This is a genomic window from Neobacillus nitrireducens, assembly GCF_030915405.1.
Taxonomy (GTDB): domain Bacteria; phylum Bacillota; class Bacilli; order Bacillales; family Cytobacillaceae; genus Neobacillus.
The window spans coordinates 4388709-4413559 of sequence record NZ_CP133262.1 but is presented as its reverse complement, the minus strand read 5'-3'; the positions used below and the strand labels follow the sequence as shown (position 1 = coordinate 4413559).

The following is a 24851-nucleotide window of genomic DNA, read 5'->3' as shown; positions in this document are numbered from 1 at the left end:
GAGATGTATTCAAGTTCATTCGTGTTTTGAAAATTGCTTTAAGAACCGAACATCATTGGTATAAAAATGTCTGATATCATCGACACCGTACTTTAACATCGCGATCCGCTCAGGCCCCATTCCGAAGGCAAAGCCAGTGTATTTCTTCGAATCGTATCCAGCCATCTCAAGCACGTTCGGGTGAACCATACCTGCTCCAAGAATTTCAATCCAGCCTGTGCGCTTACAAACGCTGCATCCAGACCCGCCACAAATTTTACAAGAAATATCCATTTCAACAGAAGGCTCTGTGAATGGGAAAAAGCTTGGACGCAGACGAATTTCACGATCTTCTCCGAACATTTTTTTCGCAAATACTTCTAATGTTCCTTTCAGATCACTCATGCGGATGTTCTCTCCGACTACAAGACCTTCGATTTGCATAAATTGATGAGAGTGTGTTGCATCGTCATTATCACGACGGTACACTTTACCCGGACAAATAATTTTGATTGGACCTTTGCCATGGTGCTTCTCCATCGTCCGCGCTTGAACTGGCGATGTATGGGTACGAAGAAGGATATCTTCTGTGATATAGAACGAGTCCTGCATATCGCGGGCTGGGTGTCCTTTCGGTAAGTTAAGTGCTTCGAAGTTATAATAATCCTGTTCAACTTCAGGACCTTCTGCGACCTGGTAACCCATACCAATAAATAGGTCTTCAATTTCTTCAATGATTCTTGTCAGTGGATGATGATTTCCAACCTTTATTGGTCTGCCTGGGAGGGTAACATCAATGCTTTCAGATGCTAATTTTTCTAAGACAGCAGCCTCTTCTAACCCCTTTTGTTTAGCCTCAATTTTAACAGCTATCATCTCACGAACTTCGTTCGCTAATGCTCCCATCACTGGGCGCTCTTCAGCAGTAAGCTTCCCCATTCCGCGTAGTACTTCTGTGATTGGACCCTTTTTTCCAAGATAAGCCACACGGATGTCATTTAATTCTTTTAAACTTACCGACTGTTCAACTTTTTGAATAGCCTCTTCCTGCAATTCCTTTAAACGTTCTTGCATGTCAATTCCTCCTTAATATTGATCGGTGTCATAGATTGGTGTAATTGATTGGTGTCAGGCACCAGAACAGAAAAAACAAAAAAACCCCATCCCTGGAAAGGGACGAGGTTTATAGTTTCGCGGTACCACCCTTGTAAACACTTTATGTAAAAAAACATTGTGTTCGCTTCATTCGGATAACGGCATCTGCCGGCGCATCTTTACATTTCCGTTTGCGAAAATGGTCCCGATGCCAACTCTGGAGGTGAACTTCTCTTATTCTTTCCATAAAAGTGCTTTCAGTCGTGGCACTTTCTCCCTAAATGGTCGTAAATAAGGTACTTTTCTCCGTCATCGTTATTTAAATATTAACATTGTTGATTATTATATAATAAATCGCCGCGCAAGGTCAAACAAGTTTGCGCCTATTTTTTCAAATAATAGAGAAGAATCCCGGTTGCCACCGCTACATTTAAGGATTCGCTTTTCCCAAAAATCGGAATATACAGGTTCGCTGTCGTGCTAGCAAGAATATCTTTACCGACGCCGTTCCCTTCGTTTCCAACTATGAGAGCAAAAGAGTCACTTGTAGAGATATCCGTATATACCGAGGCCCCTTCAAGTGCGGTACCGTAAACAGGAATATTTTTTTCTTGAAGCTTGTTTATCCATTCATGAAGCTCTCCACTTATAATCGGAAGGTGAAAATGGCTTCCTTGTGCAGACCTTAATACCTTAGCGTTATATATATCAACAGTCCCGCGTCCAACAACAACTGCGTCAATCCCTGCTGCATCTGCCGTACGAATCATCGTGCCAAGATTACCCGGATCCTGAACCGCATCGATGAATAGGAAGGACTTGGCATCTCTAACTTCCGAATTTGCGATCCGGCAAACCGCATAAATCCCTTGTGGTGCCTCTGTATCTGACAAAGATTTCGATATCTCTTCCGTGACTTGTATTACGGGTGTTGACCCAGCATCCCATCGGGAAGGGAGGTCTACTTTTTCTGATACAATAATTTCTAAGATTTGCTCTCCTTGTTTCAGGGCTTCCTCTACTAAATGAAAGCCCTCCACTAAAAAGGTTCCAGACTTATCGCGTTCTTTTTTGGTTAAAAGTTTTTTCCATTGTTTAACTTTAGGGTTGTTTACTGATTCAATATGTTTCAAAACCCGCTCTCCTTTTACATTAACAACTATTTTTTATTATAGCCTAACAAAAATACATAATAAAACCAAAAATAGAAAACATATAAAAGAAATACAGGATAAAAAGGAGTGGTTATACATGAATTTAAATTTACGTAATGCCATTGTTCATAATGTATCTGGGAATACACAAGATCAACTAGAAGATACGATTGTTGATGCCATTCAAAATGGTGAAGAGAAAATGCTCCCAGGCCTAGGCGTTTTATTTGAGATCATTTGGAATAACTCTTCCGAAGATGAGAAAAAAGAAATGCTTGCCACCCTGGAGAGTGGGTTAAAGTAATAAATTTTACGGTTAGGGCTGTCAATCGGTTCGGTTGACAGCTTTTTACTGTTAAAAATGATCAAAAATAACGTTTTTCAGCGATTTCAGACAGTCAATGAGCGAATTTTTATATCCAATGAGCGAATTTTGGCAGTCAATGAGCGAATTTTCAGGTCCAATGAGCGAATTTCACCATTCAATGAGCGAATCTCCAGGTCCAATGAGCGAATTTCACCATTCAATGAGCGAATCTCCAGGTCCAATGAGCGAATTTCACCATTCAATGAGCGAATCTCCAGGTCCAATGAGCGAATTTCACCATTCAATGAGCGAATCCTATAATTCCTATAAAAAGTGCATCCGACAGAAAAATCCCCGGCTAAGTTCTACCGGGGACCCCACAAAAAATTATTCAAACGTAATTTTATCAACAGTCTCCCTGTCCAAGCGCTTAATAACTTCGACGATCAACTTCACTGCATTTTCGTAATCATCTCGATGGAGCATCGCGGCATGGGAATGGATATAGCGTGTCGCAATCGTAATCGCCATTGCTGGTACCCCATTATGTGTCAAGTGGATAGAACCAGCATCCGTCCCACCGCCAGGAATGGACTCGAATTGATACGGGATGTCCAATTCATCGGCTGTATCGGTAACTAAATCACGTAATCCCTTATGAGCTACAAGTGAGGCATCATAAACGACAACTTGCGGGCCCTTCCCCATCTTACTCATGGCTTCTCGTTCCGAAATCCCGGGTGTATCACCGGCAATACCCACATCGACTGCAAAACCGATATCAGGCTGAATTTTGTAAGTTGCCGTCTTGGCACCGCGCAATCCAACCTCTTCTTGAACATTTCCGACGCCGTAAACAACGTTAGGATGGTCAACACCCTTAAGCTGCCTTAACACATCTATCGCAATTGCACAGCCAATTCGGTTATCCCACGCTTTTGCTAATAGCATCTTCTCATTGTTCATCACCGTAAATTCAAAATAAGGAACGACCATATCGCCTGGGCGAACTCCCCATTCTGTTGCTTCCTCGTGGCTTGAAGCACCAATATCAATGAACATGTCTTTAATTTCCACAGGTTTCTTACGGGCTTCCGCTGATAAAATATGCGGTGGCTTAGAACCGATAATTCCCGTTACATCTCCCTTTCTCGTCACAATCGTCACACGCTGGGCAAGCATAACCTGTCCCCACCAGCCGCCAACCGGTTGAAAACGGAGGAAACCTTTATCACCAATTTGAGTAATCATAAAGCCAACTTCATCTAGGTGGCCGGCCACCATTATTTTCGGTCCGCCCTCTTTACCTACCTTTTTGGCAATCAAACTGCCGAGTCCGTCCGTTGTGATTTCATCAGCAAATGGTTCTATGTATTTTCTCATGACTTCGCGTACTTCACGCTCATTGCCGGGAATCCCTTTGGCATCGGTTAACTCTTTTAACATCGTCAAGGTTTCATCAAGTTTTACCATATATTAGCCCCCTTTTAAGTCGTCGACCTCATTATACAGAAAATAACGATTAATTCGCAATTTCCCTGCTAATAGTTATTCTGCTGTCTCAAATAATTTACTTCGTTTTTATGAAAATATGCCATTTTGATTTCTTCATATGTAAATCCGAGCAGTTCAGCTAATTCGAAGTAAGATTGAAATAAATTGATGTAATCAGCCAAACTTTTACTTTTTTGAAAAATACTGATCCTATCATATATGCATAAAAATTGTTCTGTCACAGACAAAGTTAACTTCTGCTTATTCAAATCCATTTGCTCCGTATCAAATCCACATTCGATCCCGAGCGATAAAATAAAATGAACACCGTCAACAAATTCTTCTAAAATGACCTCTTTAGCTGAAGATGGCTTGACACTCCAAAACTTAAAGCTACGGGTCTCATTTGCCAACTCACCAATTTCAACGAGTAAGGCAAGGACCTTTCTGTCAAATAAATTCTCATCCTGCAAGTTATGCTTTTCTTGAATATGTTGATCTAGTGCCTTTTGCATCTGAAATAGTTGTTCGATTTGCATACTACCACCACTCCTTATAGAAAAATTATATCAAAATGAGATATGATTGAAACTTTTTTCGAGTTCTTTCGTATGAATAGGAAAATAGATGCAGGGGGATTATCCATGATATGGTTGCTGCGCTTCGTATTGTTGTTGTTCCTATTCTTCTTATTCAGCTATGGGGTAAAATCCTTTTTTACATCCAAACGAAAACTAGAAACTGCCCGTAAACAGAAACGTTTTTTGTTGATCGATGATAAGGATGTCAGAAAGAACTTCTCACTTACCTATAAAGGAGCTGTGTTTGCTGGCGAAAAGTACATGGGGCCAGCTGGCAAAACATTTGACATCGTCTCCATCATTATCTGGCCTGAAAATACAGTTTCCCTTAAAGGGCTGGTTAAGGAAGACATTTTTTATATTGATAAAAAACTTCTTGAATGCTATCCAAATGCTGAAATTCACTGGAAGAGTCCCGTGAAGGAATTTTTACAGTAATAGCCGCCTTTCATAGGGCTTTTTTATAATAGTAGAAACTTGATTAACAGAACCAATTCAATTCCTGCTAGAAATGGAAAACCAATTTTAAAAGCTGTATGCTTTGTTTTATGCCGGTAAAGCTGCATGCCTGTGGTTGTACCGATCGCTCCTCCTAAAATCGCCACCATCCACAATGTTCTTTCCGAAATTCGATATTGATGTTTCTTTGCCCGCTTTTTATCTTCTCCCATAATCAACAGCCCGGCTATATTCATGATTAGATAAACCACTAACCATATTTTCATATATCATTTCCCCCTTATAGAAAAGGCCATCCTCAACAAAGAGAATGGCCTTTAAACAATTACTTGTTAATGTTTTGTTTTGCAACGTTTGCTAATTCAGCAAATGCGTTTGCATCGCTTACTGCTAATTCAGCAAGCATCTTGCGGTTTACTTCGATACCAGCAAGCTTTAAGCCATGCATTAAACGGCTGTAAGAAAGACCGTTGATACGAGCTGCTGCATTGATACGAGTAATCCATAATTTGCGGAAGTCGCGTTTTTTCTGACGACGATCGCGGAAAGCATACATTAATGATTTCATAACCTGTTGGTTAGCAACTTTGTATAATGTATGTTTTGAACCGTAATAACCTTTTGCTAATTTAAGAACTTTTTTACGACGTTTGCGCGTAACTGTACCGCCTTTTACACGTGGCATTTAATTTCCCTCCAATATATAAATCGATCACTTAATTTTTTACTTCATGTAAGTTAACATTTGACGAATGCGTTTGAAATCACCTTTAGAAACAAGTGATGCTTTGCGAAGCTTACGCTTTGCTTTTGTAGATTTGTTAGCAAATAAGTGGCTTGTATAAGCGTGGTCACGTTTAAGTTGACCTGAACCAGTTTTCTTGAAACGCTTTGCAGCGCCACGGTGAGTTTTCATTTTTGGCATTTGGGATATCCTCCTTATTACTTGTCAATTTTAGGTGCTAAAACGAGGAACATGCTTCGTCCATCCATTTTAGGATGTGACTCGATGGTCGCAACTTCCTTGCACGCTTCGGAAAAACGGTCTAACACACGTTGACCAATTTCTTTATGGGTAATTGCCCGGCCCTTGAAACGGATTGAAGCTTTTACCTTGTCGCCTTTTTCTAAGAACTTAATTGCATTGCGCAACTTTGTATTAAAGTCATGCTCATCAATTGTTGGGCTGAGACGAACTTCTTTAGTGGTGATAATTTTTTGATTCTTACGAGCTTCTTTGTCTTTCTTTTGCTGCTCGAATTTGAATTTGCCATAGTCCATAATTCTGCCGACCGGAGGCTTTGCATTTGGTGCTACAAGTACCAAATCAAGATTCACTCTTCCGGCAATCTCTAAGGCTTCAGTTTTGGTTTTAATCCCTAACTGTTCGCCATTTTGATCAATTAGGCGGATTTCGCGAGCGCGAATGCCCTCATTTAACAACATGTCTTTGCTAATAATTAGCCACCTCCAAGGTTTTATCACGAATACAACGTCTTGGTCAAGAAAATCTTAAAAAACCCATTTCAACCTAAACGTATGACACCTTACTGAATGAACAGGTATTAAACTTTTTAGCCGTACTATAAGTGCACAAACAAAAAAAGTGCGGATGAATGCACCCACACTTTACAGAACATAAGTAATGAAACCAAAAAGTTCACGTAAAACCTGCCAACTGCCAAATGCGTCAATCAGGTGAGAAGCGGGTGCTTCTTCTTTTCCCAAAAACAAGTATTCAATTTTTCACCTTAGTAAATATAACATAAACAAAGACGTAATGTCAAACGAACTATTTTCTTTGACAACGGAATTTATTTTAGCAAGAAACCAAGAATTATTCAATAGATTTTTTTTATAAAAAAAAGAAAGAGCGGCAAGCCCTTTCTTTCTTAACAAATTATCCTCTTTTTACTTCAGCTGTGATTGCTGCTAAAAACTCTGAAAATGGCTTTGTTTCTGAGTTTTGTTCACCATATTTACGAACATTGACTGCTTGGTCTTCGACTTCCTTATCGCCAACAACTAGCATATATGGTATTTTTTGCATTTGCGCTTCACGGATTTTATAACCGATTTTTTCATCCCGGCCATCCAACTCGACCCGAAAGCCTTCATTTTGAAGCTGCTCCTGTACCTGCTTAGCATAATCAAAGTGTGCTCCAGGAGAAACCGGAATGACCTGAACCTGAACTGGAGCGAGCCATGTTGGGAATGCTCCTTTGTATTCTTCAATTAAGAAGGCCACAAAACGTTCCATCGTTGAAACAACGCCGCGGTGGATAACGACTGGACGATGAGGTTTGCCGTCCTCACCCACATATGTTAAATCAAAACGTTCCGGTAATAAGAAATCGAGTTGAACAGTGGAAAGTGTTTCTTCCTTACCTAATGCAGTTTTTACTTGAACGTCCAACTTCGGACCATAGAAGGCAGCTTCCCCCTCAGCCTCATAATAGTTAAGTCCAAGATCATCCATGGCATCCTTCAGCATACCTTGTGCCTTTTCCCACATCGCGTCATCGTCAAAATACTTTTCAGTATCTTGCGGGTCACGGTAGGAAAGACGGAAGGAATAGTCATTGATACCAAAGTCTTTATAAACGGCTAAAACAAGGTTCACAACCCGTTTGAATTCATCTTTAATTTGATCGGGACGAACAAAAATATGTGCATCATTTAAAGTCATACCACGAACACGCTGCAATCCTGAAAGTGCACCTGACATTTCATAACGATGCATTGTTCCAAGTTCGGCAATCCGAATCGGAAGTTCGCGATAACTGTGAATGCTGTTCTTGTAAACCATCATATGATGCGGGCAGTTCATTGGACGTAGAACTAATTGTTCATTGTCCATTTCCATAACCGGAAACATGTCTTCCTGGTAATGATCCCAGTGTCCTGAAGTCTTGTATAAATCAACGCTGCCCATAATCGGAGTATACACATGGTCATAGCCAAGACGTTGTTCTTTATCGACAATGTAACGCTCAACTACTCGGCGAATTGTTGCACCCTTTGGAAGCCATAATGGTAAGCCTTGACCTACCAATTGGTTATTAGTGAAAAGGTTTAACTCTTTACCAATTTTACGATGGTCACGCTCCTTCGCTTCTTCAAGCAAGCGAAGATGCTCCGCTAAATCCTCTTTCTTAAAAAAGGCTGTTCCATACACGCGCTGCAGCATTTTATTTTTGCTGTCGCCGCGCCAATAGGCACCCGCAATGCTCAATAGCTTAAATTCTTTGATTTTTCCAGTTGACGGGACATGGACTCCACGGCATAGGTCAAAAAAATCGCCTTGTTCGTAAAGTGTCACGGTTTCCTCATCAGGAATCGCTTCAATTAGTTCGAGCTTGTAAGGATCACCGGCTTCTTTAAAGAGCTGTACAGCCTCTACACGACTTACTTCCTTGCGAACAATTTCGATATTTTCATTGACGATTCTTGCCATTTCCTTTTCAATCTTTGGCAGATCTTCTGGAGTTAATGATTCCTCAAGGTCCATATCATAATAAAATCCACCTTCGATCACTGGCCCTACACCTAAATTCACATCAGGATAAAGTCTTCTAACAGCCTGTGCCATCAAATGGGCTGTACTGTGGCGTAAAACCTCTAATGCGTCTTCGGAATCAGGGACGACGATTTCTATTGAACCGTCTTCATTAATTGGACGGCGAAGATCATACAGTTGACCGTTCCATTTACCGGCAATCGCCTTTTTCTTCAGGCCGGGGCTGATGGATGCGGCAATATCTTCCGTTGTTGTGCCACGCGGGAACTCCTTTACTGCCCCATCTGGAAACGAAATCTTAACAACGTCTGACATGGTAATTCCTCCTTTGTAATTAAGCGTCCCCGGGCATTTCGCCCAGTAGATTCGCTTTTTGAAAAATAAAAAAAACCCATCCCTGGAAAAGGGACGAGTTTTGATAAACACGTGGTTCCACCCAATTTTTCATTTCCAACTGTTGATACCTTGAAAATGACTTTGGTCTGTTAACGGTCGATAGCCGTCAACAATTACTAACCTCATGATCCCATGAAGCGTTCACTGCTGAAGTTTAAAGGTGGTAAGTATTATTTTCGTGTTAGGAGGCTTTCAGCCCTGTCCTCCCTCTCTAGAAACCGTAAAAAATACTGTTATCCTTATCAATACTTTTGCTATGAATATTCTATGTAGAGTATTATAATGATTAATTTTTTAAAAATCAAGGGGCATTGACCTAATAAGACAAATTTTCACACTATTCCTCAACTTAGGCATGATTTTCCGAAGAATCATTAGTTTCTAACCATTTATGAACCTCTCGTAAAGCTGCAAAGGATTTAATCGTTACTCTTTCTTCAAAGATGTTTTTGATGGTTCGAACTATCGGTTCATCCGGGTCCTTTGTATACACAAAAATAGTTGTCGGCGCAAGTGATAAAAGCGGGGCAATCGAAGCAGAATCGACATAGACAGGATGATTAACAAGTAACTTCCGGTCAATCAATCTGATTAATTCAGCTCGTTTCATCTCCACAAATTGTTCATTATAAAAGGTGATTTCCTCGTCAAATAACAAATGAAGAACGTCCATTTTGGGTTCTCGATTGATTAAAAAGTCCCTGAGCATTTGCACAAACATTTGATATTCCTGCTCCATTTTAAATTCATCAATGGCAACCTCCACATAACCTTCCAATAGCTGTAGGTATGGCCGCAAGCGAAATTTTAGAAACGAGTCAAACGAAAAAGAAATATTATCTTGAAAAATGTGCTCGATGGCTGTTCTAATAGGAGGCTCTTCGTTTGAATCCTTCAAAAAAGCAGTTAAGTCCTTTCTTTGACCATCTAGAATGGAATAGATTATCTCCATTATTTGTTGCTGTACATCCAGATCCTCATAAAAAAATTGATTTTTTAATATTTCCCGAAACCAATCATCACGTTTAATGTTCGTAATAAATTCGTAAAATGCTTTTTTAACCATAGTAGAAATTTCAATGGAAAGGAAGCCGCCTAAAAATTTTACTATATGTTGATCTTCAATGAGAAGAATAGTTTCTTTATCATAATTATTTGGTAAGTACTTCAGCAAGTGGTCATAAAACTTTTGTGCCTCCAGCTTGCTTTGGAAGATGATTTCCGCCAACCAAATCCCCCCTTTATGCCAATCTTTGTATTAATATATATGGGGGACTTGCTTAAAATAGAAGTTAGCAACAGTCGCTTTTGTTATTTACGGAAAAAAAGTCAAAAAAAAGACTGCTGACCTGTTTTCAGCAATCTGGAACTCCCTATCTAATTACCGTCTGTTAGGACCATCGACCATCACTGGCACACTTAGGGACCTAATTCTCTCCATGATTCGTCGTGCTTTCATCTTCTCTTCTTCGCCCCGTTGGCTGTATGTTAAATGATGCTCCAGCTCTGGGAAATTAAAATTAGAGGTAAAAAATGTCGGCAGGCTTTCGAGCATGCGGAACTGCAAAATTGGCCCTAAAACTTCATCCCTTGTCCAGCTTGATACAGCTTCTGCACCAATATCATCCAACATTAAGATGGGTTCTCTTTTTAATGCCTCGATTTTTTCATTTAACGTGGAATCAGCGATTGAGCTTTTCATTTCCCTCAAAAGTTCAGGAACATAAACAATCATGGAAGAAATCTGTTTTTTGGCCAATTCATTGGCAATTGCCCCCAATAAATAAGACTTTCCTACCCCAAATTTACCGTAAAGATAGAGGCCTTTCGGTTTTTTACCATCTTCATAATTCATTAAGAAGGTTGCCGCCTTGTCACCGGCATCGAGTCTGCCCGAGTCCCCCTCAAAGTCTTCAAAGGTCGCTTCAAGTATATCCCTTGGTACATATAAACTTTTGATGAGCTTTTCATTTTTCTTCTTTTCATCTGCCATGATTTTTTGAGGACAGCGTTTATAAACAACATCAATGGAGTTTCGTGATAAAACCAAATCCGGGTGATACCCCTTCATGAAATTGATACAGCTGGCCAAGCTTTCACATTTGCTACAATCCTTGCTTTGGTTGGTATACTCGTACAGCTTACTCATGCTTTTATCAATCATCGTTTGATCGATCTCATCTTGATGTTTTTCTAAAAAGGCTTTTATATCCGGATTTTCGAGGACTTGCCTGCGCTGTTGTTCATAGCGCTTTTGAAAGTTTTCATTAGAAGCTAATCTTTTCAAGGTTCGATTAATTTTTTCCAAATGTGGTCACCTCCTATTTGCGAAACGCTTTTAGTTTTTCTTCGATTGAACGTTTTTTCGCTTCTACTTCACTGTTGTTACCTTGTGAAGGGTCTTTTCCTGCTTCTTTCGAACTGTCATCGAACCAGTCAGGAATCAACTCGGTCCGAATTGGCTTTTTGTTTGTCGACCTATTCGTTTTTTTACTTTCGGTCACCTTGTGTTCCTCATTCCTTGCGAGTTCCATCGCTTCCTTCACCGTTTTCACTTGTTTTCTCGCCCAATGACTGGCAATGGACTCCACAAAGCCCTTAGTAAATTTCATGTCTGTTTTTCTCATTGCCACCTCAATTAAAACATTTACCACACCTGGAGGCAGTTTATATTTAATCATAATCTCTTCTAAGGTTTTCAAATTAGCATTTGAAGGTTCAACGCCCCCAGATAGCTCCTTAAAAACGATGAGCGGCGTCGTGGTTTCATAAGAGCGGATTAATTTTTCCTCCGGAGTTTTCGGCTCGGTTAATTGTGTTTGATGGACAATCGGCTGTATTCGGTTAATTAGACTCGGAAGTTGGTCGTAATTAACAAATTGATACCAATCACGAGCACCCTTTCTCAAATCCTCAATATCAATTTCTTCGTGCTCATTAATGGCACCTAAGATAAAATTTTTCATTTCGATTGCGTCTATTTGGTACAAAAATGCGAGATTACTAATCACATTTTTCACTTTGGGCGTGAGAGCTTTTTTGGGAACAAGAGATTCATTTAGCCCTGCTGTTAACAAATCAAAATCAAACAAGTCGACACCAATTTGAATGGGTCTCGGTTCCGTTCGACCAATAAACTGTTGATTTTCTTCCTCTTGTAATTCCTCCGAAAGACCTTGAATATATTGCATACTGCCTGGTGCTCCTGATGAAAATACATCCTGAAAGGCCTTGGTCACATCTACATACTCGCCTTCACTTGGCTTTTGTTGATCACTAAAGAACCGTTTCAGACGGGAAAAATGGGTTTTTCCAATTTTTCGATATAAATAAATATTTAACATTCCATCTAAAAAGAATTGCTCCGGACTTAATGGTGGATGGAGTTCATAGATAAATGATCTTCCCCCTTCATCCGTTTTGACACGAGTCTTTAATAACCCAATGCCCTCTAGCTTTAATCTTGCTTCATAAATATCCTTTAAGTTCATCTCTAAAAGATTCATCAATAAATGATGTGTGGAAGACTCAGACCAGAGACGATTTTCCTCTAACTCCGCCCAGAGAGTCATATACAAACTAAAGCAAGTTGATCCAATCAAGGGCTGATATAATAACGTTAGCACTTTGCGATCAAATTCATGCAGCAGCCCATCTGCCGCAACTTTATAGCGGTCGATAGGGAGAATTTCCTGCCAATGCTGCGCCATAATAATCCAACCTTCCCTCCCATAAGTCAAAAAGAGCCAAAGACTAAAAACCTCTAGCTCTTAAGATTTTTCTTTTTTAATTAGTTCTTTTAATTCATCAATAAAAACATTAATATCTTTAAACTGACGGTAAACGGATGCAAATCTTACATAGGCGACTTCGTCCACATGTGCCAGTCTATCCATGACCATTTCACCGATGGCTTCACTTTTAATTTCTGAAATACCCTGACTGCGCAGGTCCTTTTCTACACCATGCGTTATATCTTCTAACTCCTTTAAGGCAACAGGGCGCTTCTCACATGCCTTGATCAAGCCACGTAATATTTTATCACGGCTAAACTCTTCTCTGGTGCCTTCTTTTTTAACTACAATTAGCGGGATTTCTTCGATCTTCTCAAACGTAGTAAAACGATATCCGCATTCTTCACATTCACGTCTCCTTCGAGTGGACCGACCTTCATCAACAGGTCGAGAATCGAGGACACGTGTACCATAATTTTGACAAGAAGGGCATTTCATTTGTAATCCACTCCAAATCTACACTGTACTTCCGAACAAAACGCTTACTTTCATCTTATAAAAAAGAATATCTTTATACAAGTAGAAGTATTAGGAGTTTTTTATTCCTATTAAGGTATGTAATTGATTAATTCGCTCGTAATATGAAATAATCCGCTTTTTTAAATCGGGATAGGTGCCAAGTAAGGAAAGTTTTTCAGATGAAATATTAAAATCCACCGCAGTTTCCATTGGTTTTACAGCTACAATAGTAACAATCAGAAAGCAGGGGATAGGTTTACTGACTTCAACAGCAATTTCTCCATGTTCTTTAGAAACCGTCGTGACCAGGCAATCGGCATCTTCATGGAATAGCTTTTCAACCGTTGCAAATAATTGATTATACTTCGCCTTATAATAATGTGTTTTTAAGGAATCATCTTTAATTTGATCTGAAGTCTCTAATTGCTTTTTAAACCGAACAAATAAGTTATCTAACATAGCTATAGTATTCCTCCTATGATGTAAGCTTTGGTCTTATTGTACAACATTTAGCTAGAAAATATAAAAAGAGGTGTATGTTAAGATACACCTCTTTGCTAATTATTTTTAAAGTGACTATAAAACCTTTGCCTGTTTTACTTGAACTGGACCCATGCCTCGTGGAATTTCAATATTTTCACGTGTCTCGGCATTTAATGCTTCAGCTATATATTCAGCCGCAACATTAGGATTCAAATCTCCGCATGTGTACACATCAATGCTGGCATATCCATGTTCAGGGAAGCTATGGATGGTTAGATGTGATTCAGAAATAATTACTACACCACTCACACCTTGGGGAGCAAATTTATGAAATGCTACCTCACGGATTTCTGCACCAGATCTAAGAGCTGCTTCAACAAAAGTGGTTTCAATAAAATTCAGGTCATTTAATTTTTCAAAGTCGCATCCCCATAGTTCTGAGATTACGTGACGTCCCATTGTTTCCATATTCAGTTTCCCCCTCTAACCTTTTTGTTCTTTCTTGAAATCCTGTTGTTGCCGGTACCTGAATAATTACAACGGGGGAAAGTTAGTCCAAAGAGGTCCTAACCCTTTAAGTAATTACTAGCTACCAAATTTCAAGAAGTTCACGATGACTAGTATACTTTGTTTATATTTGTTTTGCAACTTAGCAAAATTAAACTTTTATATTTTAATTGTGTAACAAACATTAAAAAAAGGCATTTTCCATTTTATAATTCAAAATCTATTCTATGCTATTAACACCAAGAGGGTACAAAAAAAAGCTGTCAGCCGACAGCGTTTTTATCCAACCTTTATTTGAGATGAGTTTGCTATTTCGTGTGCAACATATAGGGTGAGATCGACTACACGTGAAGAATATCCCCACTCATTATCATACCATGCCAATACTTTTACTTTTCTAGTTCCCATTACCATGGTGGAAAGACCATCAATGATGGCAGAATGCTCATTGGTATTAAAATCAACAGATACTAAAGGTTCCATGGTCAAATCCAAAATGCCTTTTAATGGCCCATTTGCAGCCTCAATAAAGGCATTATTAACATCATCGACTGTTACATCTTGATTAAGATCAACTACTAAATCAACAAGTGAAACATTAGGTGTTGGCACACGAAGAGACATCCCATGTAATTTACCCTTTAACTGGGGTAATACAAGTGAAATGGCTTTTGCCGCTCCTGTTGTTGTTGGAATGATAGATTGTCCACATGCACGAGCCCTCCGTAAATCTTTATGGGGGTTATCAATATTTTTTTGATCGTTTGTATAGGCATGAATGGTGGTCATTAATCCACATTCGATGCCAAACTTTTTATCAAGCACCTTTGCAACGGGTGCAAGGCAATTCGTTGTACAGGATGCATTAGAGATAATATCATGATGATGGATATCAAGCATTTCCTCATTAACGCCCATCACAATGGTAACATCCTCATTTTTCCCTGGTGCCGTTAAGATTACCTTCTTGGCGCCTGCTTCTAAGTGCAATGCCGCCGCCTCACGTGCATTAAACTTCCCGGTAGCCTCAATAACAATCTCAATTCCAAGCTCTCGCCATGGAAGTTCCTCTGGATTACGACTACTTAATAGTTTAATTCTTTTTCCATTTACAATTAGCTCATTATCTAATGGGATTACTTCTCCCTGAAATGGTCCATGATTGGTATCATATTTAAGTAAATGTGCTAATGTTTCGGCTGGATAGCTTGCGTTAATAGCAACAACTTCAAGCTTATTTTCAAGGATTGCTTTTCTAAAAACCATCCTCCCAATTCTCCCAAACCCATTAATTGCAACTTTCGTCTTCATTTTGCAGCCCCTTCCACATTAGTGTCATACTTTATACTCGTATTGTTGTAATTAGTATAACATATTTAGGTATAATTGTGATGAATAAAATGCGGATTTTTAAAATGTTTTACAATTCAGGCAACTTAGAAACAGAAAAAAAGAGAAGGTATCCTAATATGGTACCTAGAGATAGGACACTTGAAAAAGAGTGTTTCATCTCTAGGTATTTTTTTATATACTAAAATCTTAAGACATGGGGATTAGGGGAACGACTATGAGCAAAATTACATTTTCAACTAAAGAAATAAAAATACTTCAAAAGAACCCAAATGTACAACGGGTCAGCAGCTTATCAATTACATATACAGATGAATTTAAAAATAAATTTATAGATGAATACGGGGTAGGTAAACTCCCTAGACAAATCTTTGAGGAAAACGGCTTTGATATGAGCATTTTAGGTATGAAGCGGATCGAACAATCGGCATTTAGGTGGAAAAAAGCTTATGAAAAAAATGGGTTAATTGGACTCTCAGACGGACGGAAAACAACCCCAGGTAGGCCTTTAAAACGAGAACTGACTCAAGAAGAGATTATAGAGAGGCAGGAAGCACGAATTAAGTTGCTGGAAGGACAGGTGGAGCTGTTAAAAAAGCTAGAAATGACAGAAAGGAGGCTGCTAAAGAAAAGTCAAAACCAAGAGACGAGTAAGATATTCCAGCTGATTTATGAGACTATAGATCAAAATCAGTTTAAACAGATGACAAAGTATTTTTGTAAGCTTTTAGGGGTGTCTCGTTCTGGATATTACAGCTATCAAAAAGCAGCCGAAAGCCGATTTGAAAGAGAGCAAAAGGACTTAGAAGCGAAGGAAATAATAATGAAAGCGTTTAATCGACGCGGATATAAGAAGGGTTCACGTTCCATCAAAATGATATTGAATAATGAATACGACCATAAAATTAGCAGAAAAAAGATCCAAAGAATTATGAACAAGTATGAAATCATTTGCCCCCATAGAAAGGCAAATCCTTATAAAAAAATAGCAAAGGCAACTAAAGAACATCAGGTCGTTCCAAATAAATTAAACAGAGAATTTAAGCAAGGAATTCCAGGAAAGGTATTACTAACCGATATTACCTACTTACCATATAACGGGGATATGGCTTATTTGTCGGCCATAAAAGATGCCTCCACCAATGAACTTTTAGCATATCATGTTTCGGATCGCATCACGTTAGATATCGCAACAAAAACCATTGATAAATTAATGAAGAATAAGAAAATTAGTTTACATTCAGAGGCATTTATCCATTCGGATCAAGGAAGCCATTATACCAGCCCAAAATATCAGAATCTGTTGAAGAAAAATGGTTTAGGTCAATCTATGTCTAGGCGAGGCAATTGTTGGGATAATGCCCCAATGGAATCTTTCTTTGGTCATTTAAAGGATGAGGTAGACTATCAATCATGTAAAACATTAGACGAACTAAAGGCAAAAATAAATCATTACATGGTTTACTATAACAATTATCGTTATCAATGGAATTTAGAAAAGATGACCCCTATTCAATATAGGAATCATCTTTTAGTATCATAACTCTTTTTTTTCATGTGTCCTTGACACGGGTACCAGATTATCCCCTTCTCTCCCATTAGTTATGATTATTTTTGTTGATACTAAACTGTTCTAAAATTTCAAGGAGCTGTTCTTTGGTATTTGCAATCGAACCATTATTATCAATCACAGCGTCCGCAAGTTTTATTTTTTCAGACAGTGGCATCTGGGAACTGATTCTTGCTCGAGCATCCTCTTCAGATAGATTATTTCTCTCGGTTAACCTTTTTAATTGTGTTTCATCGTCAACATAAACAAGTAACGTTTTATCCACCATATAGGTAAGCTTACTTTCAAATAATAAAGGAATATCAAGAACCACCACTTCTTCACTGTTCTTAATGGCCTGTTCTACTTGGTCTCTCATCCTTTTTCTAACCTCTGGGTGGACGATCTCGTTTAAAATTTGTCTTTTTTCTTCTTGGTAAAATATAATTGAGCCTAATCTTTGCCTATCAATTTCCCCGTTATCCAATAAAATATCCTCACCAAATTCAGCAAGTATCTTTACATAAGCAGATTCGCCCTTCATTACTGCCAGGCGTGCTTCTATATCTGCATCGACCACAGTGATGTCCATTTCTTTAAACATGTTTGAAACCGTACTCTTTCCGCTGGCAATTCCGCCTGTTAAACCGATCACTAATGACATGGTCTTTTCCTTTCTATATTCATAATTTCCATATCCCAATGATTATTAATAAAATCCCTGGCAAAAAGGTAAACTTTTGGATCCATTCAAATTTATGAAAAAAACTTCCACTTTTTATTCCTAATAGAACAAATAACGAGCTCATAATCGCGACTGTACCGGCTAAATAAAAGGGGGAGAAACCAAGCATCGCAGCACCAATCCCTGCACCAAAGGCATCGAGTGACAAAGCAAAGCCTAACATTAATGCTTCAATGCCGGTAATCGTTCCTGATTGATCAAAGTCAGCCGACATTGGCTTTTTCAATATGTTAATGGCTAAGCCCAGAGACTTAATTTCAAAATTCACGATCGTTTTTTCATGAACAAGTACGTCTTTTTCTTTTTCCGGTTGGAAAAATTGGTACAAAACCCATGCACCAAGAGCGATTAGAATAATTCCTCCCAGGCTTGCCGTCATTTTTGGAGATAGAACTTTTTCAAGTCCATGTCCAATTGACACGGCAATCATTAAAGAAATAGCCGAGCAGCTTGCAATAATAATGACTGATCTGATTGGCATGACCATTTTCCTTAGCCCATAGGTAAAACCTACACTGAAGCTATCAAGGCTAAGCGCAAAAGCTAATATTAGAAGTGAGATCAACTGAACCATGTTGTCTAGGGCTCCTTCCTCCAAAATCATTACGATAGTATATGGCAGGAGCCTATCAAAGGTTAATATTATTCAATCTCACTTATTTCATGTCTCAGTTCGGTTTAGACCTTTTGGCAATGAGGGCAGTAATGGGTCCCTCTGCCTCCTACAGTTGTTTTTTCTAACGGCGTCCCGCACCGTTTACATTCTTCCCCTTTTCGACCGTAGGCGTATAATTCAAGTTGAAACATTCCTATTTCCCCTTGCGAGTTAACATAGGAACGGATCGTACTTCCTCCCTTTTTGACGGCTTCACTTAAGGTCGCAACAATTTCACGGTGAAGGAGAGTAATTTCATTTTTATTTAGTGTGTTCGCAAGACGCTCCGGGTGGATACCTGCGCGAAAAAGTGCTTCATCCACATAGATATTACCAAGACCCACAAAGACTTTTTGGTCTAAAAGGGCCGTTTTTATTTTCCGATTCGTTTTTACTAACTTTTTTTCCAAAAACTCTATGGTAAATTCATCAGAAAAAGGCTCAGGACCAAGGCCAATCAGCGGCTCTGTTAAGAATTCATCGCCTTTTTTATACAGGTGCATGGTTCCGAACTTCCGAACATCCCTATACCTTAACTCGGTCTCATCTGTAAAGTGAAAAAGGACATGTGTATGTTTATCAAATGGCTCTTCCTTTGGATAAAGCCCGTACTTTCCTTCCATCCTCAAATGAGAGACTAAAGCGAAATTTCCAGTATAAATAATTAGAAATTTTCCTCTTCTGCCTACATCAACAATCGTTTCCCCAATTAAAGCATCGACAAACTGTTCAACTTCGACGGGGTTTTTAATAATTTTCGGCCAATAGACCGTAATATCTTTGATTGTTTTATTAACAACTAATTTTTTTAATGTTTTTCGTATAGTTTCTACTTCTGGAAGCTCTGGCAAGATAGTCCCCCCTTTTTATTTTGCGTCAAACCATGTGGGTCCGTAGGCAAAATCCACTTTTAATGGCACCTTTAATTCGAGGGCATTTTCCATCACATCTGGGACTAACTTCTTCAAAATTTCCAGCTCATCCTCGGGTGCTTCAAAAATCAATTCATCGTGTACTTGCAGTAAGAGACGCGTTTTTAAGCCTTTGTTCTTTAAGGCATCATCCATGTCAATCATCGCTTTTTTGATGATATCAGCCGCACTGCCCTGGATTGGAGTATTCATCGCTGTCCGTTCAGCAAAGCTTCTAATATTAAAATTACGAGCTGTTATTTCCGGAAGGTACCTTCTTCGCTGCATCAAGGTAGAAACATAGCCCTTTTGTTTGGCCGAATGAATAATATCATCCATGTATTCTTTAACCCCTGGATAGGTATCCAGATATCGATTAATGAATTGACCAGCTTCCTTCCTTGAAATTCCTAGCGATTGTGAAAGACCATAATCGCTGATTCCATACACAATTCCAAAGTTAACAGCCTTGGCCTGGCGTCTCATATTGGAGGTTACCTCCTCTTTACTGACATGAAAAACCTCCATTGCCGTTTTTGTATGAATATCCATGTCTTCTTTGAAAGCCTGAATTAACTTTTCATCACCGGCAATATCTGCAAGGACACGCAGCTCAATCTGTGAATAATCCGCTGCAAATATGATCCAGCCTTCCTCTGATGGAACAAAGGCTTGGCGGATTTTCCGCCCCTCTTCTAGTCGAATCGGGATATTTTGCAGATTCGGGTCAATGGAACTCAATCTTCCAGTTGCCGTTAAGGTTTGTTGATATCTGGTATGGACTTTTCCCGTTTTCGGATTAATAACCTTTAGTAGACCCTCAATATAGGTCGATTGAAGTTTACCTAATTGTCTGTATAGGAGAATATGCTCGATGATTTCATGATCATCGGCTAATTTCTCTAGTACATCCGCTGAAGTGGAATAACCTGTTTTCGTTTTCTTTACCGAGGAAAGGTTTAATTTTTCAAATAAAATCACACCCAGCTGTTTTGGTGAGTTGATATTAAACTTTTCGCCTGCCAATTCACAAATTCTCTCTTCAATCTCAACAAGTCGGTCATTTAACTCCTTCCCCATTTTCTGAAGGCGCTCTTGTTCTACTTTAATTCCGCATGATTCCATATCTGCTAAAATTAGCGATAACGGCATTTCAAGCTCGGTAAATAATTCATATTGTTCATTTTTTCTTAATTCATCTTCAAGTTTTTCTTTTATATCGGACATCGCGAGACTTTTCCGAACAAGATGTTCTGCAAGCTTAGCTTCTTCAGGGACTTTCCGTTTCGCCCCTTTCCCATAAAACGATTCATCCGATTGAATATTATGTAAATCAAATCTTTTCGTAATCGCTGCTAGGTCCTCAATGTTTTCTGAAGGATTGATGATATACGAAGCCATTAGAATATCAAAATCGGCCCCTTTTAAGTGAATATCATGTCTCCTTAATGAAACCTCCGAACGCTTCGCATCATAAACTGTTTTCTTTTTACTCTCATCTTCCGCCCATTTTTTAAAAGCAACCGATTGCAAGGCTAGGTCGGTTGGCAAGTAGAAATATCCGTTTTCATTGACAAGCGAGAAACCGATAATCTCTGCATAATGATAATTATCGTCCAACATTTCAACGTAAAAATAATTGCTGTCGGCAAACAATTCCTCTGTTATCTCTGTTGGTATGTGAAACTCAATCTCTTCAAGTTCGTGCTCCTCTATCACATCTGGACCTTCTCCAAGCTTGGCCAATAACGTATGAAAGCCTAATTCTTTAAATAGTCCTACTAATTTTTCGCGTATAAAGCCCTCGTAAGCAACGGTTTCTAAATCCACTTCAACAGGTGCTTGTCTTTCAATCGTAGCAAGTTCTTTGCTCATTATCGCTTGGTTCTTAAATTCTTCAAGCTTCTCCTTCAACTTATTGCCCGTAACTTGGTCAATCGAGTTTAATAAATTTTCAAGGGTTGAAAACTCCTTTAACAGCTTGATCGCTGTCTTTTCCCCCACCCCGGGAACACCAGGGATATTATCAGAAGGGTCACCCATCAACCCTTTCATATCAATGATTTGATCTGGTATTAGTCCATATTTCTCAGCTACATGTTCAGGTGTATATTCTTCAATATCTGTAATACCCTTCCGAGTAATTCCGACTGTTGTAGCAGCGGAAGAAAGTTGGGTTAAATCTTTGTCTCCTGAAATCACTTTTACTTCAAATCCATCATTTTCAGCTGTTAATGAAAGGGTCCCGATGATATCGTCGGCCTCATAATTTTCAAGTTCATATCTGGAGATTCCATAGGCGTCAAGAAGGTCTCGGATAAAGGGAAATTGTTCGGATAATTCGGGCGGAGTTTTTTGCCTTCCACCTTTATATTCACTAAAGGTTTTATGACGAAAGGTCGTTTTCCCTGCATCAAACGCAACAAGTATATGTGTTGGCTTTTCATCTTCAAGAATTTTCATCAACATCATCGTAAATCCATAGACGGCATTCGTATGAATTCCTTTATCGTTATTAAGCAGAGGTAACGCAAAAAATGCTCGGTAAGCAATACTATTACCGTCTATCAGGACAAGTTTCTTCTTTTTCATTTATATCCACCTTTCAAAAATCATGTCAAATATTTATGTAATTCGATAATAAATTCGCTTCCTTCACCTATCTCACTTCTTACACTAATGTTCCCATGATGAGCTTCAACTAAATGTTTAACAATCGCTAATCCAAGGCCTGTCCCACCGGAGTTACGACTTCTGGCACGGTCCACCCGGTAAAATCGTTCAAATATTCGCGGGATCTCTTCTTTACTAATTCCCACTCCCGAGTCCTTCACATGAATTCTTACGTTCTCCCCGTGTTCGAGAAGGATAATTTTCACTTCTCCATCTACAGGGGTATAGGTAATTGCATTGGCGATTAAATTGATAAACACTTGTTTCAAGCGGTCCAAATCACCATTGATTATCACTTTATTTTGCTTACAATAAAGTTCAAGCTTGATATTCTTTGCTTGTGCTTTTCCTGTAAGAATCGTAATCACTTCATTTAATATCACATGCAAATCTAGTTCTTGAATATTTACTTTAAAGCCTTGCTGCTCTATTTTTGAAAGCTCCAACAGGTCTTGAATAAGTGTTTGCAGGCGATCACTCTCTTTTAAAATAATTGATAGAAATGCTTCCAACGTTTCTTTATTGTTCATGGCACCATCCATCAACGTTTCAGTAAATCCTTTAATAGAAGTAACAGGGGTTTTTAATTCATGCGAAACATTGGCGACAAAATCCTTTCGCATTTGCTCGAGTTTTTTTATTTCTGTTATATCATGAAAAACAAGCAATACCCCTTTCCAAACATTATTGGAGCCAATAATTGGGACACCATAAACGACAAAATACCTTCGTTCGATCAAAAAAGGCACAAGTAATTGTTCACTAACCTTCTTTTCAGTTCGAAAAACCTCAGCAACTAAATGACAAATCTCCTCATAATCAATTACTTCATAATAGAGTTTATTTAAAAAATCTGTTGGGTCTACATTAAAAATTTCAATGAACCCTTTATTGATTAAATTAATATAGCCGCGACTGTCAATTAGGACTAATCCTGCTCCCATATTCTCAATTAAAACACTAAGCCGGTCCTGTTGAATTTCCTGTGTCTTAACAAGCTCTTGGAGGTTTTCGGCCAGCATATTAATAGAAGACCCAAGCATGCCGGTCTCATCCAGCCGATTTACTTTTGTTCGAGCACGATAGTTTCCGTTTGCCAGTTCAATAGCTACCTTCGTAGCGGCTTCAATTGGTTTGGTATACTTTGAAGTGATTCGGATGCTAAGGGTAAAAATTATTACGATTGCGATTGCAAGACAGATTGAAAGAATCCACAAAATTTCTATTTTTAGATGCTGATTTAGCGACTCAATGTAATAGCTATTAAAAAGTTGACCTAACAATATTCCTGATCCAACTAAAACTGCAATAATTAATAGGATTAGGGAAAGCAGCAGTCCTTTTCGGAATTTGGTCATTCTCCCTTCGGCTCCTCCAGTTTATACCCCAAGCCCCGCATCGTTTTGATATAGGAGGGCTTTTTAGTATCGACTTCGACTTTTTCTCTTAAATGCGATATATGTACATCCACAATTCTAGTATCTCCAGCAAAGTCATAATTCCAAACCGCACTAAGTAATTGATCACGAGTCAAAACGCGGCCTTTATTTTGCGCGAGATAAAGAAGCAATTCAAATTCCTTTAGGGTTAACTCCAAAAGCTGGTCGTTAAAATACGCTTCATATTTTTCAGGAATGATTTTTAAATTGGCTACCACTAGTACTCCTGTTTCCTTTTCATTAGTATCTATCACCTCAGGCTGGACTTGTGTCCTCCTAAGTATTGCTTTCACACGTGCAATTACTTCTCTTGGACTAAAGGGCTTAACCATATAATCATCTGCACCAAGCTCTAGGCCCAATATTTTGTCGAGCTCGTCATCTTTTGCAGTTAACATTAAAATAGGAGTCATGATCCTCTTCTGACGGAGTTGCTTGCAAACTTCCATTCCATCCAATTTCGGCAGCATGAGGTCCAAAACAATAATATCAGGGTCTTGTGTCTCAGCTAGATGTTTCCCTGCTTCACCATCCATAGCAGTAATCACTTCATATCCCGCTTGCTCCAGATTATATTGAAGTAAAGTAACAATGGATTGTTCATCATCGACAACAAGAATTTTATTTTTCATAATATCCCCCACTAAATAAGTTACCTCCATTATAATAATAAAAATTACAAATTATCTAGTTTTACAAAACTTTAACATAAAAAGGAATGTGAGCAGGCCACATTCCTTAGATTCATCATTATTAAAAATTATCTAATGCTCGACCGTGTATTTCTTCCAAACGATGTGGTGGACAAACTTTTAGCTTTCCCTGTATTACCATCTCATTTTTTTCATTGGTTCCTACAACACTTATCACAATGGTATGTTCATCCCTTACTACATCCACCACTTCAAACAAAAACTCGATAGTTCCGTAATGATAGACAGGCTTAGGAAACTCAATTTCTTGGCTTAAGATGTGGCTCCCGGGACCAGGTAAGTATTTTGAGATAGCAGAGGTGATCATTCCCGTAAGCATGATACTAGGAACAATTGGTTTTTCGAATGGGGTCTGTGAAGCATAATCATGTTGAATATAGAGAGGGTTCGCATCATCTGTTAATCCTAAATAAAGGAGGATATCCTTGTCTTCTACCTTTTCAGTCATTGACAATTTTTCACCAACTGTAATTTCTTCCATCTTTCGGCCTAACTTTCTTTTTTTGCCCAAAAGCATATACTCCACCTCCATTGCAAACGATTTCAAATAAATACAAAGAAATTCGGGGAACCCCTTGTAGCCCCGAA

27 protein-coding genes and 3 other annotated features are annotated in these 24851 nt (G+C 38.8%); of the genes, 3 read left to right on the top strand and 24 right to left on the bottom strand.

Annotation, left to right across the window (positions count from 1 at the left end):
* Nucleotides 1-15: 15 nt before the first annotated feature.
* Together pheS and RCG22_RS21440 are read right to left on the bottom strand one after the other, a co-directional pair.
* A complete protein-coding gene (gene pheS, locus RCG22_RS21445; protein ID WP_308104619.1) occupies nucleotides 16-1053 on the bottom strand; it encodes a phenylalanine--tRNA ligase subunit alpha in 1038 nt (345 codons plus the stop codon).
* Between the two features lie 95 nt (nucleotides 1054-1148).
* Nucleotides 1149-1396: a binding site (T-box leader), on the bottom strand.
* A 61-nt stretch (nucleotides 1397-1457) separates the two neighbouring features.
* A complete protein-coding gene (locus RCG22_RS21440; RefSeq protein ID WP_308104618.1) occupies nucleotides 1458-2207 on the bottom strand; it encodes a TrmH family RNA methyltransferase in 750 nt (249 codons plus the stop codon).
* A gap of 118 nt (nucleotides 2208-2325) precedes the next feature.
* Between RCG22_RS21440 and sspI the strand changes: the two genes are divergently transcribed.
* Nucleotides 2326-2532 carry a small acid-soluble spore protein SspI gene (gene sspI / locus RCG22_RS21435; RefSeq protein ID WP_066258048.1) on the top strand — a complete coding sequence of 69 codons (207 nt, stop codon included), beginning with the start codon at nucleotides 2326-2328 and terminating at the stop codon, nucleotides 2530-2532.
* Nucleotides 2533-2618: 86 nt separating this feature from the next.
* On the opposite strand, the gene RCG22_RS21430 is transcribed toward sspI, so the two are convergent.
* The 3 genes from RCG22_RS21430 to RCG22_RS21420 form a co-directional block, all read right to left on the bottom strand.
* Entirely contained in the window at nucleotides 2619-2840 is a 222-nt protein-coding gene (locus tag RCG22_RS21430) for a hypothetical protein (RefSeq protein WP_308104617.1), read from the bottom strand.
* Nucleotides 2841-2922: 82 nt separating this feature from the next.
* Nucleotides 2923-4008 (bottom strand): M42 family metallopeptidase, encoded by a 1086-nt coding sequence (locus tag RCG22_RS21425; protein ID WP_308104615.1) that lies wholly within the window; start codon nucleotides 4006-4008, stop codon nucleotides 2923-2925.
* A gap of 68 nt (nucleotides 4009-4076) precedes the next feature.
* On the bottom strand, nucleotides 4077-4568 hold the full coding sequence (locus tag RCG22_RS21420) for a dUTP diphosphatase (RefSeq protein WP_308104614.1): 492 nt from the start codon (nucleotides 4566-4568) through the stop codon (nucleotides 4077-4079).
* A gap of 105 nt (nucleotides 4569-4673) precedes the next feature.
* Between RCG22_RS21420 and RCG22_RS21415 the strand changes: the two genes are divergently transcribed.
* Nucleotides 4674-5048, top strand: coding sequence for a sigma-w pathway protein ysdB (locus RCG22_RS21415; protein WP_308104613.1), 375 nt, complete (start codon nucleotides 4674-4676; stop codon nucleotides 5046-5048).
* A 23-nt stretch (nucleotides 5049-5071) separates the two neighbouring features.
* Here the strand turns inward: RCG22_RS21415 and RCG22_RS21410 are convergent, their stop codons facing one another.
* From RCG22_RS21410 to RCG22_RS21355, 12 genes are all read right to left on the bottom strand, one after another.
* Nucleotides 5072-5335, bottom strand: coding sequence for a DUF1294 domain-containing protein (locus RCG22_RS21410; RefSeq protein WP_098259743.1), 264 nt, complete (start codon nucleotides 5333-5335; stop codon nucleotides 5072-5074).
* Nucleotides 5336-5394: 59 nt separating this feature from the next.
* Nucleotides 5395-5754: a 50S ribosomal protein L20 gene (gene rplT / locus RCG22_RS21405; protein WP_066258061.1), complete on the bottom strand. Its 360-nt coding sequence runs from the start codon at nucleotides 5752-5754 to the stop codon at nucleotides 5395-5397.
* A 39-nt stretch (nucleotides 5755-5793) separates the two neighbouring features.
* On the bottom strand, nucleotides 5794-5994 hold the full coding sequence (gene rpmI, locus RCG22_RS21400; protein ID WP_066258063.1) for a 50S ribosomal protein L35: 201 nt from the start codon (nucleotides 5992-5994) through the stop codon (nucleotides 5794-5796).
* A gap of 17 nt (nucleotides 5995-6011) precedes the next feature.
* Nucleotides 6012-6515 (bottom strand): translation initiation factor IF-3, encoded by a 504-nt coding sequence (infC, locus tag RCG22_RS21395; protein WP_066258068.1) that lies wholly within the window; start codon nucleotides 6513-6515, stop codon nucleotides 6012-6014.
* A gap of 148 nt (nucleotides 6516-6663) precedes the next feature.
* Nucleotides 6664-6796: a sequence feature (ribosomal protein L20 leader region), on the bottom strand.
* 173 nt (nucleotides 6797-6969) lie between these two features.
* Nucleotides 6970-8904 carry a threonine--tRNA ligase gene (thrS, locus tag RCG22_RS21390; protein WP_308104612.1) on the bottom strand — a complete coding sequence of 645 codons (1935 nt, stop codon included), beginning with the start codon at nucleotides 8902-8904 and terminating at the stop codon, nucleotides 6970-6972.
* Nucleotides 8905-8990: 86 nt separating this feature from the next.
* Nucleotides 8991-9240, bottom strand: a binding site (T-box leader).
* 94 nt (nucleotides 9241-9334) lie between these two features.
* Nucleotides 9335-10213 (bottom strand): sporulation protein YtxC, encoded by an 879-nt coding sequence (gene ytxC / locus RCG22_RS21385; protein WP_308104610.1) that lies wholly within the window; start codon nucleotides 10211-10213, stop codon nucleotides 9335-9337.
* 153 nt (nucleotides 10214-10366) lie between these two features.
* Entirely contained in the window at nucleotides 10367-11293 is a 927-nt protein-coding gene (gene dnaI / locus RCG22_RS21380) for a primosomal protein DnaI (RefSeq protein WP_308104609.1), read from the bottom strand.
* Nucleotides 11294-11306: 13 nt separating this feature from the next.
* Complete coding sequence (locus RCG22_RS21375; RefSeq protein WP_308104608.1) at nucleotides 11307-12695, bottom strand: replication initiation and membrane attachment family protein; 1389 nt, start codon at nucleotides 12693-12695, stop codon at nucleotides 11307-11309.
* A 60-nt stretch (nucleotides 12696-12755) separates the two neighbouring features.
* Nucleotides 12756-13217 (bottom strand): transcriptional regulator NrdR, encoded by a 462-nt coding sequence (nrdR, locus tag RCG22_RS21370; protein WP_308104607.1) that lies wholly within the window; start codon nucleotides 13215-13217, stop codon nucleotides 12756-12758.
* Between the two features lie 90 nt (nucleotides 13218-13307).
* Nucleotides 13308-13697, bottom strand: coding sequence for a hypothetical protein (locus RCG22_RS21365; RefSeq protein WP_098259748.1), 390 nt, complete (start codon nucleotides 13695-13697; stop codon nucleotides 13308-13310).
* A gap of 117 nt (nucleotides 13698-13814) precedes the next feature.
* Nucleotides 13815-14189 (bottom strand): adenosylmethionine decarboxylase, encoded by a 375-nt coding sequence (gene speD, locus RCG22_RS21360; protein WP_098259749.1) that lies wholly within the window; start codon nucleotides 14187-14189, stop codon nucleotides 13815-13817.
* 318 nt (nucleotides 14190-14507) lie between these two features.
* Nucleotides 14508-15539: a glyceraldehyde-3-phosphate dehydrogenase gene (locus RCG22_RS21355; protein WP_098259750.1), complete on the bottom strand. Its 1032-nt coding sequence runs from the start codon at nucleotides 15537-15539 to the stop codon at nucleotides 14508-14510.
* Between the two features lie 256 nt (nucleotides 15540-15795).
* On the opposite strand from RCG22_RS21355, the gene RCG22_RS21350 reads away from it, so the two are divergent.
* Nucleotides 15796-17121 (top strand): IS3 family transposase, encoded by a 1326-nt coding sequence (locus RCG22_RS21350; RefSeq protein ID WP_308104606.1) that lies wholly within the window; start codon nucleotides 15796-15798, stop codon nucleotides 17119-17121.
* Between the two features lie 55 nt (nucleotides 17122-17176).
* On the opposite strand, the gene coaE is transcribed toward RCG22_RS21350, so the two are convergent.
* The 7 genes from coaE to RCG22_RS21315 form a co-directional block, all read right to left on the bottom strand.
* A complete protein-coding gene (gene coaE / locus RCG22_RS21345) occupies nucleotides 17177-17791 on the bottom strand; it encodes a dephospho-CoA kinase (protein ID WP_308107221.1) in 615 nt (204 codons plus the stop codon).
* Between the two features lie 19 nt (nucleotides 17792-17810).
* On the bottom strand, nucleotides 17811-18446 hold the full coding sequence (gene ytaF / locus RCG22_RS21340) for a sporulation membrane protein YtaF (protein WP_098259752.1): 636 nt from the start codon (nucleotides 18444-18446) through the stop codon (nucleotides 17811-17813).
* Nucleotides 18447-18550: 104 nt separating this feature from the next.
* Nucleotides 18551-19378, bottom strand: a complete 828-nt coding sequence (mutM, locus tag RCG22_RS21335) for a DNA-formamidopyrimidine glycosylase (protein WP_308104605.1) — start codon at nucleotides 19376-19378, stop codon at nucleotides 18551-18553.
* 15 nt (nucleotides 19379-19393) lie between these two features.
* A complete protein-coding gene (gene polA, locus RCG22_RS21330) occupies nucleotides 19394-22030 on the bottom strand; it encodes a DNA polymerase I (RefSeq protein WP_308104604.1) in 2637 nt (878 codons plus the stop codon).
* A 20-nt stretch (nucleotides 22031-22050) separates the two neighbouring features.
* Nucleotides 22051-23469, bottom strand: coding sequence for a two-component system histidine kinase PnpS (gene pnpS, locus RCG22_RS21325; protein ID WP_308104603.1), 1419 nt, complete (start codon nucleotides 23467-23469; stop codon nucleotides 22051-22053).
* Entirely contained in the window at nucleotides 23466-24182 is a 717-nt protein-coding gene (locus RCG22_RS21320) for a response regulator (RefSeq protein ID WP_308104602.1), read from the bottom strand. Before RCG22_RS21320 ends, pnpS begins: the two co-directional genes overlap by 4 nt.
* A 121-nt stretch (nucleotides 24183-24303) precedes the next feature.
* Nucleotides 24304-24780, bottom strand: coding sequence for a MaoC/PaaZ C-terminal domain-containing protein (locus RCG22_RS21315; protein WP_308104601.1), 477 nt, complete (start codon nucleotides 24778-24780; stop codon nucleotides 24304-24306).
* Between the last annotated feature and the right edge of the window lie 71 nt (nucleotides 24781-24851).

Bases quoted from the DNA above. Each gene is read 5' to 3' on its own strand.
- ytaF (WP_098259752.1), bottom strand. From the start codon at position 18,446: ATGGTTCAGTTGATCTCACTTCTAATATTAGCTTTTGCGCTTAGCCTT.
- sspI (WP_066258048.1), top strand. From the start codon at position 2,326: ATGAATTTAAATTTACGTAATGCCATTGTTCATAATGTATCTGGGAAT.
- RCG22_RS21355 (WP_098259750.1), bottom strand. From the start codon at position 15,539: ATGAAGACGAAAGTTGCAATTAATGGGTTTGGGAGAATTGGGAGGATG.
- polA (WP_308104604.1), bottom strand. From the start codon at position 22,030: ATGAAAAAGAAGAAACTTGTCCTGATAGACGGTAATAGTATTGCTTAC.
- thrS (WP_308104612.1), bottom strand. From the start codon at position 8,904: ATGTCAGACGTTGTTAAGATTTCGTTTCCAGATGGGGCAGTAAAGGAG.
- RCG22_RS21375 (WP_308104608.1), bottom strand. From the start codon at position 12,695: ATGGCGCAGCATTGGCAGGAAATTCTCCCTATCGACCGCTATAAAGTT.
- RCG22_RS21365 (WP_098259748.1), bottom strand. From the start codon at position 13,697: ATGTTAGATAACTTATTTGTTCGGTTTAAAAAGCAATTAGAGACTTCA.
- RCG22_RS21420 (WP_308104614.1), bottom strand. From the start codon at position 4,568: ATGCAAATCGAACAACTATTTCAGATGCAAAAGGCACTAGATCAACAT.
- rpmI (WP_066258063.1), bottom strand. From the start codon at position 5,994: ATGCCAAAAATGAAAACTCACCGTGGCGCTGCAAAGCGTTTCAAGAAA.
- RCG22_RS21315 (WP_308104601.1), bottom strand. From the start codon at position 24,780: ATGCTTTTGGGCAAAAAAAGAAAGTTAGGCCGAAAGATGGAAGAAATT.
- RCG22_RS21410 (WP_098259743.1), bottom strand. From the start codon at position 5,335: ATGAAAATATGGTTAGTGGTTTATCTAATCATGAATATAGCCGGGCTG.
- rplT (WP_066258061.1), bottom strand. From the start codon at position 5,754: ATGCCACGTGTAAAAGGCGGTACAGTTACGCGCAAACGTCGTAAAAAA.
- pheS (WP_308104619.1), bottom strand. From the start codon at position 1,053: ATGCAAGAACGTTTAAAGGAATTGCAGGAAGAGGCTATTCAAAAAGTT.
- RCG22_RS21415 (WP_308104613.1), top strand. From the start codon at position 4,674: ATGATATGGTTGCTGCGCTTCGTATTGTTGTTGTTCCTATTCTTCTTA.
- RCG22_RS21425 (WP_308104615.1), bottom strand. From the start codon at position 4,008: ATGGTAAAACTTGATGAAACCTTGACGATGTTAAAAGAGTTAACCGAT.
- RCG22_RS21320 (WP_308104602.1), bottom strand. From the start codon at position 24,182: ATGAAAAATAAAATTCTTGTTGTCGATGATGAACAATCCATTGTTACT.
- nrdR (WP_308104607.1), bottom strand. From the start codon at position 13,217: ATGAAATGCCCTTCTTGTCAAAATTATGGTACACGTGTCCTCGATTCT.
- speD (WP_098259749.1), bottom strand. From the start codon at position 14,189: ATGGAAACAATGGGACGTCACGTAATCTCAGAACTATGGGGATGCGAC.
- infC (WP_066258068.1), bottom strand. From the start codon at position 6,515: ATGTTGTTAAATGAGGGCATTCGCGCTCGCGAAATCCGCCTAATTGAT.
- pnpS (WP_308104603.1), bottom strand. From the start codon at position 23,469: ATGACCAAATTCCGAAAAGGACTGCTGCTTTCCCTAATCCTATTAATT.
- RCG22_RS21350 (WP_308104606.1), top strand. From the start codon at position 15,796: ATGAGCAAAATTACATTTTCAACTAAAGAAATAAAAATACTTCAAAAG.
- coaE (WP_308107221.1), bottom strand. From the start codon at position 17,791: ATGTCATTAGTGATCGGTTTAACAGGCGGAATTGCCAGCGGAAAGAGT.